General features: G+C 68.0%; 16 protein-coding genes. 6 read left to right on the top strand and 10 right to left on the bottom strand.

Annotated elements, in window-relative coordinates; translation table 11 throughout:
• The first annotated feature begins 151 nt into the window (after positions 1-151).
• Complete coding sequence (locus HX774_RS05980; protein WP_114817267.1) at positions 152-481, top strand: hypothetical protein; 330 nt, start codon at positions 152-154, stop codon at positions 479-481.
• A 236-nt stretch (positions 482-717) separates the two neighbouring features.
• On the opposite strand, the gene HX774_RS05975 is transcribed toward HX774_RS05980, so the two are convergent.
• The 7 genes from HX774_RS05975 to HX774_RS05945 all read right to left on the bottom strand — a co-directional run bounded on the left by HX774_RS05975 (position 718) and on the right by HX774_RS05945 (position 4,032).
• The gene (locus HX774_RS05975; RefSeq protein ID WP_178825138.1) at positions 718-1,005 is read right to left on the bottom strand and encodes a GNAT family N-acetyltransferase; all 288 of its coding nucleotides are present in this window, start codon (positions 1,003-1,005) and stop codon (positions 718-720) included.
• Between the two features lie 14 nt (positions 1,006-1,019).
• Positions 1,020-1,394, bottom strand: a complete 375-nt coding sequence (locus HX774_RS05970) for a hypothetical protein (RefSeq protein WP_114817269.1) — start codon at positions 1,392-1,394, stop codon at positions 1,020-1,022.
• 9 nt (positions 1,395-1,403) lie between these two features.
• Positions 1,404-1,775 (bottom strand): serine/threonine protein kinase, encoded by a 372-nt coding sequence (locus HX774_RS05965; RefSeq protein WP_178825136.1) that lies wholly within the window; start codon positions 1,773-1,775, stop codon positions 1,404-1,406.
• A gap of 58 nt (positions 1,776-1,833) precedes the next feature.
• Entirely contained in the window at positions 1,834-2,223 is a 390-nt protein-coding gene (gene folB / locus HX774_RS05960; protein WP_114817271.1) for a dihydroneopterin aldolase, read from the bottom strand.
• On the bottom strand, positions 2,220-2,756 hold the full coding sequence (locus tag HX774_RS05955) for a 6-carboxytetrahydropterin synthase (RefSeq protein WP_178825134.1): 537 nt from the start codon (positions 2,754-2,756) through the stop codon (positions 2,220-2,222). Before HX774_RS05955 ends, folB begins: the two co-directional genes overlap by 4 nt.
• 94 nt (positions 2,757-2,850) lie before the next feature.
• Entirely contained in the window at positions 2,851-3,630 is a 780-nt protein-coding gene (locus HX774_RS05950; protein ID WP_178825132.1) for an SDR family oxidoreductase, read from the bottom strand.
• The gene (locus HX774_RS05945; RefSeq protein WP_178825130.1) at positions 3,631-4,032 is read right to left on the bottom strand and encodes a dihydroneopterin aldolase; all 402 of its coding nucleotides are present in this window, start codon (positions 4,030-4,032) and stop codon (positions 3,631-3,633) included.
• 154 nt (positions 4,033-4,186) lie between these two features.
• Here HX774_RS05945 and HX774_RS05940 point away from each other — a divergent pair, with 154 nt between their 5' ends.
• From HX774_RS05940 to pgsA, 5 genes are all read left to right on the top strand, one after another.
• On the top strand, positions 4,187-4,660 hold the full coding sequence (locus HX774_RS05940; protein ID WP_178825128.1) for an NUDIX domain-containing protein: 474 nt from the start codon (positions 4,187-4,189) through the stop codon (positions 4,658-4,660).
• Positions 4,661-4,669: 9 nt separating this feature from the next.
• Complete coding sequence (locus HX774_RS05935; protein ID WP_178825126.1) at positions 4,670-5,116, top strand: DMT family transporter; 447 nt, start codon at positions 4,670-4,672, stop codon at positions 5,114-5,116.
• Positions 5,117-5,132: 16 nt separating this feature from the next.
• Complete coding sequence (gene uvrC / locus HX774_RS05930) at positions 5,133-7,022, top strand: excinuclease ABC subunit UvrC (RefSeq protein WP_178825124.1); 1,890 nt, start codon at positions 5,133-5,135, stop codon at positions 7,020-7,022.
• Positions 7,023-7,066: 44 nt separating this feature from the next.
• Positions 7,067-7,681, top strand: a complete 615-nt coding sequence (locus HX774_RS05925) for a carbonic anhydrase (protein ID WP_178825122.1) — start codon at positions 7,067-7,069, stop codon at positions 7,679-7,681.
• 84 nt (positions 7,682-7,765) lie between these two features.
• A complete protein-coding gene (gene pgsA, locus HX774_RS05920; protein ID WP_178825120.1) occupies positions 7,766-8,398 on the top strand; it encodes a CDP-diacylglycerol--glycerol-3-phosphate 3-phosphatidyltransferase in 633 nt (210 codons plus the stop codon).
• Between the two features lie 196 nt (positions 8,399-8,594).
• Here pgsA and HX774_RS05915 read toward each other — a convergent pair whose 3' ends face one another.
• The 3 genes from HX774_RS05915 to HX774_RS05905 form a co-directional block, all read right to left on the bottom strand.
• Positions 8,595-9,125, bottom strand: coding sequence for a GNAT family N-acetyltransferase (locus tag HX774_RS05915; RefSeq protein ID WP_178825102.1), 531 nt, complete (start codon positions 9,123-9,125; stop codon positions 8,595-8,597).
• The gene (locus tag HX774_RS05910; RefSeq protein ID WP_178825100.1) at positions 9,122-11,188 is read right to left on the bottom strand and encodes a S46 family peptidase; all 2,067 of its coding nucleotides are present in this window, start codon (positions 11,186-11,188) and stop codon (positions 9,122-9,124) included. The genes HX774_RS05915 and HX774_RS05910 overlap by 4 nt, the downstream gene beginning before the upstream one ends.
• Before the next feature lie 273 nt (positions 11,189-11,461).
• Positions 11,462-13,555: a S46 family peptidase gene (locus HX774_RS05905; protein ID WP_178825098.1), complete on the bottom strand. Its 2,094-nt coding sequence runs from the start codon at positions 13,553-13,555 to the stop codon at positions 11,462-11,464.
• Positions 13,556-13,615 lie beyond the last annotated feature (60 nt).

Raw genomic sequence — 13,615 nt, 5'->3', positions numbered from 1 at the left:
CATCATGACCCGTCCCCGCCCCTCCCCGATCCGCCCTGGACCGCCCAGGCCTGAGGCTTGGGCGCCACAGAAGCGCAAAACTCCGCGCCTCCCTCAGATGAGTCAGGGAACGGTGCAGAAATTGCGGCATTATCGTGTCGAAGGGTGCATCATGTCGAAATCGAACAGTCCAGAATCCGACGACCGTCCCAACCTGCGGGTCGTCTCCTCTCCCGAGGCCGAGGTCTATGACCTGATGCGTGCGCCAGAGACCACCGCCGAGCGCGTCAAGCGCCTCCAGGCCGAGGCGCGCGCCCTGGCGCTCGAACAGGTCGAGGCCCTGGAAGAGGTCCTGCTGAAAGCCGCCGACATGGCCCGCGAAATCGCCGAGGGCGGCGACGCCTACCCCGTCGGCGCCCGCGAACTGGCCCAGCGCCTCGGCCAGGACCTGCCGGTCAAGGCCGAGACCATGAAGGCCATCATCGCCAAGAGCCATCCATGATGGCTTGAAGGGCGATAACGCGAGCGACGCGGTCGCTCGCTGCTTGCGCGCAGATGAAGGGCGCTATCGCTCGGCTCGCGGAGCCTCGCTGCTTGAGCGCATATGCGCCCTGTCTTCACCGTCATCCCGGCCGAAGCGAAGCGTAGAGCAGGGACCGCCCAGGACGCCGCCGTCAGCCCTTCTTGCGGTCCCGGATAGCGGCTGCGCCGCTTCCGGGATGACGACAGGGGTCGGCCTCAGCCGACGATGTCGGAAAACTCAGGGTGGCGTTTGAGCCAGGCCACCGCATAGCTGCAATGCGGCACCAGGGTCAGCTTCTCGGCGCGGGCGTGCTCGGCCATCGCCTGCATGAGCTTCCCCGCCGCCCCCGTGCCGCGCAGGGCCGGATGGGCCTCGACGTGCAGGATGACCCGGGCGTGGCCGCGCACCGCATATTCGGCCCAGACGGGATGCTCGTTCCCGTCCGCGTCGGCGAACTCCTGCTGGAAGCGGCGGTCGGCGGGCTGGTCGCGGAAGGCGGTCATGAGGGCTCCTGAAATCAGGCCGGCCGATCGTTCAGCAGGGCCAGCAGACCCAGAACGCTTTTCACCGTGAACCAGATCGACACCAGCAGCAAAAGAAGTCCGAACAGCAGCAGGAAGGGAATGCCGATCAACAGGAAGGAGGCCACGGCGCTGACCGCGATCAGCCCCCACAGCACCACGGTGATCCAGAAGACCGACCAGAACAGCTTGATCTGCGCCTCGATATGCTGGGCCGCCAGCCCCGTCGCCGATCCCCGGCAGGCATAGGCCACGACCAGCCCCGCCAGCACCAGCAGATTGGCGCTGGGGATCGACAGAATATAGAGGATCCAGGCCAGAACCGCCCCGTCCCGACCATTGCCGCGCGCCTGGGAAATCTGATCAGTCATGACGGGCCTTTAGTAAAAGAGACGAAGGGGATGACGGATGGCGCGGCCTTCCAGCAGGTCCTTCAGACCCAGGGCGCCGCGCACGATGGTCCACACCGCCATGACGAACAGGACGAAGACCCCGACGTTGATCAGGATCAGCACCACCCCGCCGACGATGGCGGCCACGGCGGCCGTCAGGGTCCGCTGCTGAAAGATGAAATGGCTGCGCGCCACCGGCTCGGCGGGTGCAGGCTTGCGCCACATCCGCAACAGGCCGATCGCCGCCGCCACGCCGAAGGTCGGCACGGCGAACAGGATCAGGGCGTATCCGACATAGAGGCTGGTCAGGTCAGGCGAGACCGCCGCGCTGTTGCTGCTGTAATCGCCGGACTGGACCATCGGAACCTCTTGAACGAGGCGCGACAATGGCGGGACGCAACGCCCCGCGCAACCGGCCTCAGCGCGAATAGGCGACTTCGCAGCCCGCCGCCGCCGCGCCGGGAATGGCGCCGGGCTTTTCGACCCGCACCTTGACCGCCAGCACGCGATGATCCGCCAGACAGGCCAGAGCCACCCGCTCGGCGAAGGTCTCGACCAGGGCGATATGCTCGCCGCCCGCCAGTTCCCGCGCGATCCGGGCCACGCCCTCATAGTCCAGCGTATCGGACAGACGGTTGATCGGCCCGGCGCCCAGGTCCAGTTCGACGTCCACGAACAGGGGCTGCAGCCGGCCATGCTCATGGGCGTGGACCCCGATGGCGGCCTGAACCTCCAGACCGCGCACCAGCACGGTCAGGCCCAGACGGCGCGGCTCGGACAAGGGCAAGGGGGTGACGACGGCGCTCACGACCAGGTCTCCGGCGGCAGAAGGTCATTGATGCTGAAATCAGCCCGGTCGCACCAGTCGCCCAGCTTCCAGGCCCGCTCGGCCTCGGTCAGGCCGCGCGTCAGCACGGTATTGGTCGGCGTCTCCTCGATGGCCAGTTCGGCCAGGCGGAAAGGCAGGCCCTCGGCCTTGAGGATGGCCTCCAGCTTGCGCCAGAGCGCGATGACCAGGGCCTCGGTCGTGGGGTCGCCGTCAATGGTCAGGACCTGGTTCAGCCGCTGCGGCTCATGCGTCTGGAACCAGTCCAGCAGCGGGTCGGCGCGGTTCAGCTGGAAGGCATGGTCCAGGCTGCGGTCGACAAAGCCGTGCCAGCGCCGCTTCAGGGTCTCGAACGAGGCGGCGTGGTTCGACTGGCCGAAGGCGATCTCGGCCGTCGGCTCCAGCGTCACCTTGACGAACTCATTGTGCCCGTGCGGCACGGCGCACTTGGACCCCGCATCGGCGATCAGCCGGTGCGCCATCGAGAAGCGGCGGGTGAACTGGGCGGCAGGCATCAGAGGCAAGGGTTCCGAAAACGCAGTCGCCCCATATAGGCGCCGCGAAGGGTTCGCGCATCAACACCGTGACGGCGGCGAAGTAAAGGCCGCCTCAGGGAAGCGGAATCCCGTCAAAGGCTACGTCCCGCCCGCGACCGATCAGGCTCTCGCCCCCGTCGATGGTCAGGTTCTGCCCCGTCAGGCTGGGCGTTTCGAGCACGAAGCGCACCGTGCGGGCCACGTCCTCCAGCGAGGCGCCGCGCCCCAGCGGGGTGTCGCGCCAGGCGGCTTCGTACTCGGCCTCGGTCTGCTCGCCGCTGCGCAGGATCAGACCGGGCGAGACGCCGCACAGCCGGATGCGGGGCGCCAGTCCCATGGCCAGGGTCCGCGTCAGCCCCGCCAGACCGACCTTGCCCGCCGTATAGGCGAAGAAGTCCGGGTTCGGACTATCCACCTTGTGATCCAGGATATTGACCACCACGCCCTGCCCGCCCGCCGCCTCGATGGCCCTCGCGAAGTCGCGGATCAGGAAGACCGGCGCGGTCAGGTTCGAGGCCAGATGCTCGGCCCACGACGCCTCGGTCAGGGTCGCCAGGGTATCATAGCGGAACAGGGAGGCGTTGTTGATCAGGGCGTCGATCCGCCCGAAATGGCCGACCACCCGGTCGATCAGGCCGTCACGCTCGCTCGTCTCATTCAGGTCCGCCTGAAAAGCCGCAGCCCGCACGCCCTTGGCGCTCAGCTCGGCAACGAGGGCGGCGGCCTCGTCCGCCCCGCCGCGATGATGGACGGCCACGTCCCAGCCCGCCTCGGCCAGAGTCCGCGCGATCCCGGCGCCGACGCGGCGCGCGGCGCCGGTGATCAGCACCACCTTGTTCAGGGGCTCGTTCATTCAGCCCGGCCTGCGGCGGAAGATTTCCACGCCCGCGCCGGCGGCTTCGGGAAAGATGTCCGGCTTGGTGATCCGCACCCGGCAGGCCTCGACCGGCGGCAGGGCGAAACAGACGCCGATCAGTTCCTCGACCAGGGTTTCCAGCAGCTCGACGTGCTCACGTCCGCGCCAGCCGTTGATGTGATCGCGCACCCGGTCGTAATCGATGAAGTCGCCCTGCGCCAAAGGCCAGGCGGCGAACATCTCGACATTGACGATCAGCCGCGTGGGGCGCTCAGGGTGCCGCTCCCACGGGTGCAGGCCGATACGCACATCGACCGCCACATCCGACAACAGGACGCGAACATGGTCCCCGGCGTGACGCCAGTCGAACCTGCCCGCGCCGGCAGCAGATTCAGTCAACCCGGCCGAACTCGAAGAAGTTCACGGCGGCGATGACGGCGATGAAGGCGAAGATGATGGCGATGGCCAGCATGGGAAGGCTCCTGTTCAAAGCTTCGCATAGAGGCACAGGCGCGACTGTTCAAGCCGCCCCGCCAAAGCCTATCGTCGCCTCATGACCACCTGGCGCACCCGAATCGAGCCCTTTACCCGACCCATCTTCTTCGCCGTCTCGCGGATGCGGCGGGGCATGACGCTGGGCGTGCGCGGACTGGCGGTCGACGGCGAGGGTCGGGTGCTGCTGGTTAAGCACACCTATCTGCACGGCTGGTGGCTGCCGGGCGGCGGGGTGGACAAGGGCGAGACGACCCAGGCTGCCGTGGTCCGCGAACTGCGCGAAGAGGCGGGGCTGATCGCCAAGGCCGAGCCCCGCCTGATCTCGGTCCACTCCAACGAGCGTTTCTTTCCGGGCGATCACGTCCTGGTCTTCGCCATCGACGCCTTCGACCTGACCGAGCGTACCAGCCATGGCGAGATCGCCGAGATCGGCTGGTTCGCCCCCGACTCCCTGCCCGAGGATACGACCCGCGCCACCCGCGACCGCCTGGCCGAGATCTTCGGCGGCGCGCCCGCCGATCCGAACTGGTAGAGACCCCGCATGCAGGTTCCCATCCTCGTCTTTCTGACCTTGCTGATGGCGGGCGCCGCCACGGCCTTGCAGGGTCCGACCAACGCCAAGCTGGTCACGGCGGTCGGCTCGCCGGTGAACGCCGCCTTCATCTCCTTCGCGGTCGGCACCGTGGCGCTGGGCTGCCTGGCCCTGGCCTTGCAGACGCGGCCGGACGTCGGCGCGATGAAGGCCCTGCCGTGGTGGGCGTGGATGGGCGGGCTCTATGGCTGCGCCTTCGTGGTGTCCGCCGCCTGGGGCGTGCCGCGCCTCGGCGTGGCGACCACCATCACCCTGATGATCGCGGGCCAGCTGGCGCTCAGCCTGATCCTCGACCATTTCGGCGCCCTGGGCGTCGAGAAACAGCCTCTGAGCCTGGGCCGCATCGCCGGGGTCGCCCTGGTGATCGGCGGCGTGGTTCTGGTTCGCCGGTCCTGAGCCTATATCCCGCGCGATGACCGACGAGACGACTGACATGCCCGGGGAGACCGAGGCTCCGCTGCCGTTGCAAGCCGCAGAGCTGATCGCCGACGAGGCGCGCCGCGCGCCTGACAAGCCCGGCGTCTATCGCATGTACGGCGAGGACGGGACCTGCCTCTATGTCGGCAAGGCCAAGTCGCTGAAGAAGCGCGTCATCCAGTATGCGCAGGGGCGCTTCCACACCCAACGCATCGGCCTGATGGTGTCCCTGACCCGCTCGATGGAGCTGGTGGTCACGGCCTCGGAGACCGAGGCCCTGCTGCTCGAATCCAACTTCATCAAGAAGCTGAAGCCGCGCTTCAACGTCCTGTTGCGCGATGACAAGTCCTTCGCCGAGCTGATGATCCGGCGCGACCACCGCGCGCCCCAGGTGCGGAAGCATCGCGGCGCCCACACCATTCCGGGCGACTACTTCGGCCCCTTCGCCTCGACCTGGGCGGTCAACCACACCCTGAACACCTTGCAGAAGGCCTTCCTGCTGCGCTCGTGCTCCGACAGCGTCTACGAGACCCGGACGCGGCCCTGCATGCTGCACCAGATCAAGCGCTGCTCGGCCCCCTGCACCGGCCTGATCTCGCTGGAGGACTACTCCGAACTGGTGAACGAGGCCGAGGCCTTCCTGCGCGGCAAGTCGCGGACGGTGATCAGCCGCCTGTCGCAGGAGATGCAGGCGGCGTCCGACGAGATGGACTTCGAGACCGCCGCCCGGGTGCGCGACCGCATCCGCGCCCTGTCGGCCATTTCCATGGAGAACAGCGTCAACGCCGACGGCGTGGCCGAGGCCGACGTCTTCGCCCTGCACGCCGAGGGCGGTCAGGCCTGCGTCCAGGTCTTCTTCTATCGCGCCGGCCAGAACTGGGGCGGGCGCGCCTATTTCCCGCGTGTGGACAAGACGGACAGCGACCCCGAAATCCTCGCCGCCTTCCTCGGCCAGTTCTACGAGGACAAGCCGATCCCGCGCCTGATCCTGTCCAACGTCCGCCCGCACGAGCTGGAGCTGCTGGAAGCCGCCTTCTCGATGAAGGCCGAACACAAGGTGGAGATCGCCCGTCCCCTGCGCGGCGGCAAGCTCAGCCTGGTCGATCACGCCCTGACCAACGCCCGCGAGGCCCTGGGCCGCAAGATGGCCGAGAATTCGGCCACGTCGAAAATCCTAGACGAGGTGTGCGAGGCCTTCGGTCTGGACGCCCGGCCTGAGCGGATCGAGGTCTATGACAACGCCCATATCCAAGGGACCAATGCGGTCGGCGGCATGATCGTCGCCGGACCCGAGGGCTTCCGCAAGAACCAGTACCGCAAGTTCAACATCCGCGGCGACGACCTGACCCCCGGCGACGACTACGGCATGATGCGCGAGGTCATGCGCCGGCGCTTCGGCAAGATGGTCAAGGACGAGGAGGCGGGCGAGGCGGTGGAACGCCCGGATCTGCTGCTGATCGACGGCGGCGCGGGGCAGCTGGCCGAGGTGCTGGCGGTGCTGGCTGACCTGGGCGTGGACGACATCACCGCCGTCGGCGTGGCCAAGGGGCCGGATCGCGACGCGGGCAAGGAGCATTTCTTCATGCCCGGCAAGCCGCCCTTCATGCTGCCGCTGAAGTCGCCGGCCCTCTACTACATCCAGCGGCTGCGCGACGAGGCCCACCGTTTCGCCAACGGCGCCCACGCCAAGCGTCGCTCGATGGACATCACCAAGAACCCGCTGGACGAGATCGAGGGCGTCGGGCCGGGGCGCAAGAAGGCCCTGCTGCACGCCTTCGGCTCGGCCAAGGGCGTCGGACGGGCCTCGGTCGCCGACCTGGTCAAGGTCCCCGGCATCAACCAGCCCCTGGCCGAGCGCATCCACGGCTTCTTCCACAAGTCCTGATCGGGACTTGAGCCTTAAACCGCTGCGGGTTTAGGAAGGCGCTCATGACCGATGAACTCACCGACGGCTATCGCCGCTTCCGCCAGAACCGCTGGCCCGCCGAGCGCGCCGAGTATGAGGCCCTGGCCGCCAACGGCCAGAAGCCGCACACCCTGGTCGTGGCCTGTTCCGACAGCCGCGCCGATCCGGCCCTGATCTTCGACACGGCGCCGGGCGAGCTGTTCGTGGTGCGCAACGTCGCCAACCTGGTTCCGCCCTATGAGCCCGACGGCAAGCTGCACGGCGTCTCGGCGGCGCTGGAGTTCGGCGTCAACGTGCTTCAGGTCAAGCGGATCGTGGTCATGGGCCACGCCTTCTGCGGCGGCGTGAACGCCATGCTGAAAGGCTCACCCGCCAACTGCCAGGACTTCGTCGCCCCCTGGGTCGAGCAAGCCGCCCCGACCGTGCGCCGCGTGGTCGAGGACTTCCCCGCCGATCAGGTCGAGCGGGTGGCCGAGGAGACCGTGGTGCGCCTGTCGATCGACAACCTGCGCACCTTCCCCTGGATCGCCGCGCGCGAGGCGGCGGGCGATCTGGTGCTCAGCGGCCTGCACTTCGGCATCGCCGACGGCATCCTGTCCAAGCTGACCAGCGCCAAGCGGTTCGAGCGCCTGGGCTGAGCCTCCGCTGAGGGGGACAAGTCGCCGCCCTCGCCTCTTGTGGCGAACCGTGCCACACCCTCAGGCGTTGCAATGGACGTGATGATGACTTCTGCCCACAAAGCCAACCCGATCCCGAACATCCTGACCGGCATCCGTCTGGCGGCGGGCGTGGTCATGTTCCTGCTGCTGGCCGGCGCCACCAGCGGCTTCCCCTTCGTCTCGGCCATGCTGAGCCCAGACGACCAGTTCGCCATGTACCGGACGGGCTTCTGGATCTTCGTCATCGCCGCTTCGACGGACTGGATCGACGGCTATCTGGCAAGGCGCTGGAACGCCGAGACGCGCTGGGGCGCCATTCTGGACCCCATCGCCGACAAGATCCTGGTCACGGGCGCCATCCTGGGCGTGCTGACGAGCGGCTCGGTGCAGCAGATCATCATCCCCTGCGGCCTGATCCTGTTCCGCGAGTTCGCCGTCTCGGCCCTGCGCGAAACCATGGCCGGGCGCGTCACCCTGCCCGTCACCCTGGCCGCCAAGTGGAAGACGACCCTGCAGATGGTGGCCCTGGGCTGCCAGCTGTTCGCCCGCAACTGGGACGGATGGGGCCTGCCGTTTGACTACCTGCCCCACTTCCAGCTGTTCTCGGACACCCTGATCTGGCTGGCCGCCCTCATCACCCTGTGGACCGGCTGGCAGTATTTCAACGCCGCCCAGAAGCAGATGCGGGATCTGTAAGCAGCCCTTAGTCGGTCCCTTCTCCCGGTGGGAGAAGGTGGCCCGAAGGGCCGGATGAGGGTCGCCGATATCCGTCGGCGCGCGCCGCCCGCGCCACGGCTGCCGCCGACTGGAACCATAGCCCCTCACCCTTTCGCCTTGCGGATCGCCTTCGGCTATCCGAGGCTCAAGCCCTCTCCCGCCGGGAGAGGGTTTTTTATTGGAGCGCCTTGTCCATGACCACGAACTCGAGTTCGCGGGTCTGCGGCAAGCCGAAGCGTTCGTCGTCCAGGGGGAAGGGCCGGGTTTCGCCGGTCAGGCGATAGCCGCGCCGTTCGTACCAAGCGATCAATTCGGTCCGCTGGCGGATGACAGTCATCTCCATGCGGGTCGCGGCGAAGCGGGCGACGGCCTCGGCCTCGGCGGCCTCGATCAGCCGGCGGCCCAGACCGCCCGCCTGACGGGTCGGATCGACGGTCAGCAGGCCGAGATAGGCCAGGCCTTCGCCCTGATCCGCCACCTGGACGCAGCCGGTCAGGACGCCGTCGACCTCGGCCAGCAGGATGACCCGGCTAGGGTCGGCGAGGATGTCGCGCAGCTCAGCCTGATCGGTGCGCTGGCCGCCCAGAAGGTCGGCCTCATGGGTCCAGCCCACCTTGGCGCTGTCGCCGCGATAGGCGCTTTCGACCAGGCGGTGCAGCCCCGCCACGTCCGAAGACGCGGCGGGGCGGAAGGTCGTCGCGGTCATTTGACCCCGAGTTCCGCGATCAGGTGATCCATGCCGTAGACGTCGCGCAGGGCCGTGGTCACGGCCTGGGTGGTGACGATGACGCTGCGATTGACGTTGCGGTCATAGCCGTAGGCGTTGCGCTGGGTCAGGACGGTGGAGTCGAAGTTGGCCCCGATGATCTCGCCCTTGGCGTTGACGGCGGGCGAGCCCGACGAGCCGCCGATGGTGTCGGACGAGACGGCCATGTTCATCACCGCATTGGGGTCGATGCGGTCCTTGGCGGCCAGCAGCTTGGGCGCGACGTTGAAGGGCTCGGCCCCCGTCGCGCGGTCCCACAGACCGGCGAAGGTGGTGAAGGCGCCGATGCGCTGGCCCGGGACATCCGTGCCCTCGACCCGACCGTAGGTCAGGCGGAGCGTGCCGGTGGCGTCGGGATAGACGGCGTCGCCATAGGCGGCGAAGCGGGCGGCGGCCAGTTGTTCCGAGGCGCGGTCGGTCGGGGCCTTGACCTTGTCATCCCACGTTTTGCGCACGGCGCGGGCGTCGGCGTCGATGGCCAGGACGTACTGGATCAGGGGGTCGGTCGAGGCCTGGACGGCGGGCAGACCGCCTTCCCACAGGGCGCGGCGTACGGCGGGATCAGCCAGCTTGGTGCCGGTGATCAGGCGGGCCGACAGGGCTTCGGGGCTTTCCTTGCCCAGCAGGGTGCGGACATAGGGGCTGTCGACGGTCAGCCATTCGCGGGTCTTGGACAGCCACCATTCCAGACGGATCTGCTCCAGCTCCGGGTAGGTCGGGCGTTCGGCGAAGAGGCCGGATTGCACGCCCGGCAGGCGGCTGTCGGCATACTCGGCCAGACGCTGATCCGACGGCTTGGCGCGTTCCTGAGCGCCGCGCACGATGGCCCGCGCCCATTGGAACAGGGGCGAGCCGCCCGCGACCGAGGTCGTGCCCATGCCGGTGCCGCCTTCCAGCAGGGCCATGGGGGCGTAGAGCTCGCGGGCCAGGGGCTGAACGGCGTCCAGCGTCGCCCAGGGATCGGCGGCGCCGCCGGCGGCGCGGGCGCGGAAGTCGGCCTCGGCCTCGGCCTTGGCGGCCATAAAGGCGGGGTCGATCAGGGCCGCCATGCGGCCGCGACCGCGCTTGTAGGTGTTCTCGACGCCGACGATGGGGTCCATGGCGATGAAGGCCTGTTCCTCGCCCTCTTCCGAGTAGCGGATCAGACGGCCGCGCAGCTCGGAGGCGATCAGCTGGTCCAGCGGCAGGACCACGTCGCGGATGGTCATCAGCTGCGACTGGGTCAGCAGGCGCTGGGTCGAGCCGGGGTTGCCGGTGACGAAGACGGGCTCGCCCTCGGTCGGCTTGTTGGGGTTCCAGGTGAAGTGGGTCGGGGTCAGGGCGGGCTTGCCGTCTTCGTACAGGCGGATGAAGGCCGCATCGATGGCGAAGCGCGGGAAGGAGAAGTTGTCGAGGTCGCCGCCGAAGGTCGCGGCGCGGTCTTCCGGGGCCCAGGCCAGGCGCACGTCGGAGTATTTGCGGAACTTGTAGAGCTTGAACTGGCCGCCGCGATAGAGGCTGACGACCTGGCAGCGGATCTTGGGATCATCGCCGCAGTTCTCGGTTTCGATGCGGCCAGCCTCGGCCTCACGCGCCTGGGTGAAGGCCTGGCCGTCCAGACCCGCGCCCGCCTTCTGCACGCGTTCGGTGACGTCGACGATCTCGGTCAGGATCTCGGCCGAGCCGCCGGGGCATTTCAGCTCTTCCTCGCGGCTCTTCGGCGTGAAGCCGGTCTCGGCGTATTGCAGCTGGGGCGTGGACAGGTTGGCGACGCAGGTGGCGACGCAGTGGTTGTTGGTCATCACCAGGCCTTCGCCGGAGATGACGCCCGCCGAGCAGCCGCCGAACTTGACCGACGACAGGCGGACCTTGTCGAGCCAGGCCTGGTCGATGTTCGTGCCCAGGGTCTGGTTGGCGCGGGCGATGGGGAAGTTGTCGTAGGTCCACATGCCTTCCTCTGCCTTGGCGGAGGTGGCGGCGGCGAAGGCCAGGACGGCGGCCGAGGCGAAGAACATGTGACGCATGGAGAACTCCTGGTTCAGACTCTGGCGAGGAAAAAACAGAGTCCAATTCGTCTGAATAGTCTGAAATCGGCGGCGCGGATCAAGAGAGAAGCTAGCAGGGCGCTGCGTCAGACGGGGGCGTATCTTTCCTCCCTGTCGCGCAGCGATGGGGAGGTGGCGCGGAGCCGAAGGCGACGTGACGGAGGGGGCGACTCCACGGCTGGCGTTTGCGCCGCCCCCTCCACCACTACGTGGTCCCCCTCCCCATGGAATGGGGAGGAAAGACGCAGTCGCTTAGCGCGTCACGCCCAGTTCGCGCAGGAGGCGCGGCTGGTTGTAGACGTTGCGCAGGGCCTCGGTGACGGCGGCGGTCGAGACCGTCACCGTGCGGTTCAGTTCGCCGTCGTAGCCGAACGAGCCGCCGAGCGAGTGGATGTTGCCGTCGAAGGCGGCGCCGATCACTTCACCCTTGGCGTTGATCACCGGCGAACCGGAGTTGCCGCCGATGATGTCGTTGGTCGAGACGAAGTCATAGACGACGTTCTTGTTGATGCGGCTCTCGGCGTCGACGAAGCGCTGGGCCGCGTTGAACGGCTCGGCGCCGGTGGCGCGCTCATACAGGCCGCCCATGTAGGTGAAGGCCGGCACGGTCACGCCGCGATAGGTCCAGCCCTTCACCTGGCCATAGGACAGGCGCAGGCTGAAGGTCGCGTCGGGGTAGAGGTTGTCGCCATAGACGGCGAAGCGGGCCTGGGCGACCTTTTCGGCGGCGCGGGCGGTCGGGCCGTTGACGCCCGCGTCCCACTGGGTGCGGACGGCCTGGGCCGCGTCGTCATTGGCCAGGACGAAGGCGATCATCGGGTCGCCCGAGGCGGCCAGCTGTTCCGGCGTCATGGCCAGGGCTTCGGCGCGGAAGGCCGGGTCGATCAGCTTGGTCTCAACCAGCTTGGCGGCGATGCCCTCGGGGTTTTCGCGGCCCAGCATCGCCTTCACGTTGGCGTTGTCCACGGTCAGGTATTCGCGGGTCTTGGACAGCCAGAAGGACAGCTGGATCTCCTCGACGCCCTTGGCGATCGGGGCTTCCGAGGCCAGGCGACGGCCCAGGGCGGCGATGTCGCTGTCGGCGTAGCCGGCGCGGCGTTCGGCGACCGGCTTGGCGCGTTCCTTCGACGCGCGGACGATGGCGCGGGCGTAAGAATAGAGGGTCGAACCGCCGCCGGCGTTACCTTCCAGCTGGCGGTAGGGCATGTAGAGGTCGCGAGCCGTCGACTGGACCTTTTCCAGGTCCGCCCACGGATCGCCGATGCGTTCGGCCAGGGCCGGGTCGGCGGCGACGCGTTGACGCAGCTCGGCCTCTTCCTGGCGCTTCTTGCCCATGAAGGCCGGGTCGGTCAGGGCGCCCAGCTGGCCGTAGTTGACCTTGAAACCGTTCTCCAGGCCGAAGATCGGGTCCACCGAGACGCGCTTCTCCTCGTCGCCCTGGGTCGAATATTCGGTCAGGCGGCCGCGCAGTTCCGAGCTCTGGATCAGGGTGGTCGGGATCTGCTGGTCGCGCAGACGCTCCAGCTGGCTCATGGTCAGCAGACGCGAGGTCGAGCCGGGGTTGCCGGCGACGAAGGTGACTTCGCCTTCCTTGGGCGCGTTGGGGTTCCACTTGAGGTGGTTCGGCGTGGCGACCGGCTTGCCGTCCTCATAGGCGCGCAGGAAGGCGGCATCGAGGGCGTAGCGGGGGAAGTTGAAATTGTCCGGGTCGCCGCCGAAGAAGGCCGCCTGGAACTCCGGCGCGAAGGCGAGGCGCACGTCTTCGTACTTGCGGAACTGATACAGGGCGTACTTGCCGCCGCGATAGAAGCTGATGACCTGGCAGGTCAGCTTGCGGTCGTCGCCGCAGGCGTCCTTCTGGATCTTGTCGATCTCGGCGGCGCGGGCAGCGACGAAGGCCGAGCCTTCCAGGCCGGCGCCGGCGCCCAGCACGCGCTCGGTCACGTCGGTGATGTCGGTCAGGACCTCGGCGGTCTGGCCGGGGCAGGTCTTCTCTTCTTCACGGGTGGCGGGCATCCAGCCGTTCTTGACGTAGTCGTTCTGGGCCGTGGACAGGTCCTGGACGCAGGAGATGACGCAGTGGTGGTTGGTCAGGATCAGGCCTTCGCCCGAGACGAACGAGGCCGAGCAGCCTTGCAGGCGCACGGCGGCGCTGCGCACGCCGTCCAGCCACGACTGGTCGATGCGGGTGCCGTACTTGTCGTTGACCGTCTGGATCGGGAAGTTGTCGAAGGTCCACATGCCCTCGTCGGCGAGCGCCGGGGTGGCGGTCGCGCCGGTCACGGCGGCGGCGACCCCCAGGGCAGCCAATGAGGCGGTGAAGGAAAAGGTGCGACGAAGCGACATGGGGCTCTCCCGGCGCGCAAGGCCCGGCGCCTCGCGTCTGTTATTGTGTAACTAGCGCCG

Source organism: Brevundimonas sp. P7753 (genome assembly GCF_013386595.1).
GTDB lineage: Bacteria > Pseudomonadota > Alphaproteobacteria > Caulobacterales > Caulobacteraceae > Brevundimonas > Brevundimonas bullata.
This window is presented reverse-complemented; position numbering and strand designations above follow the sequence as displayed.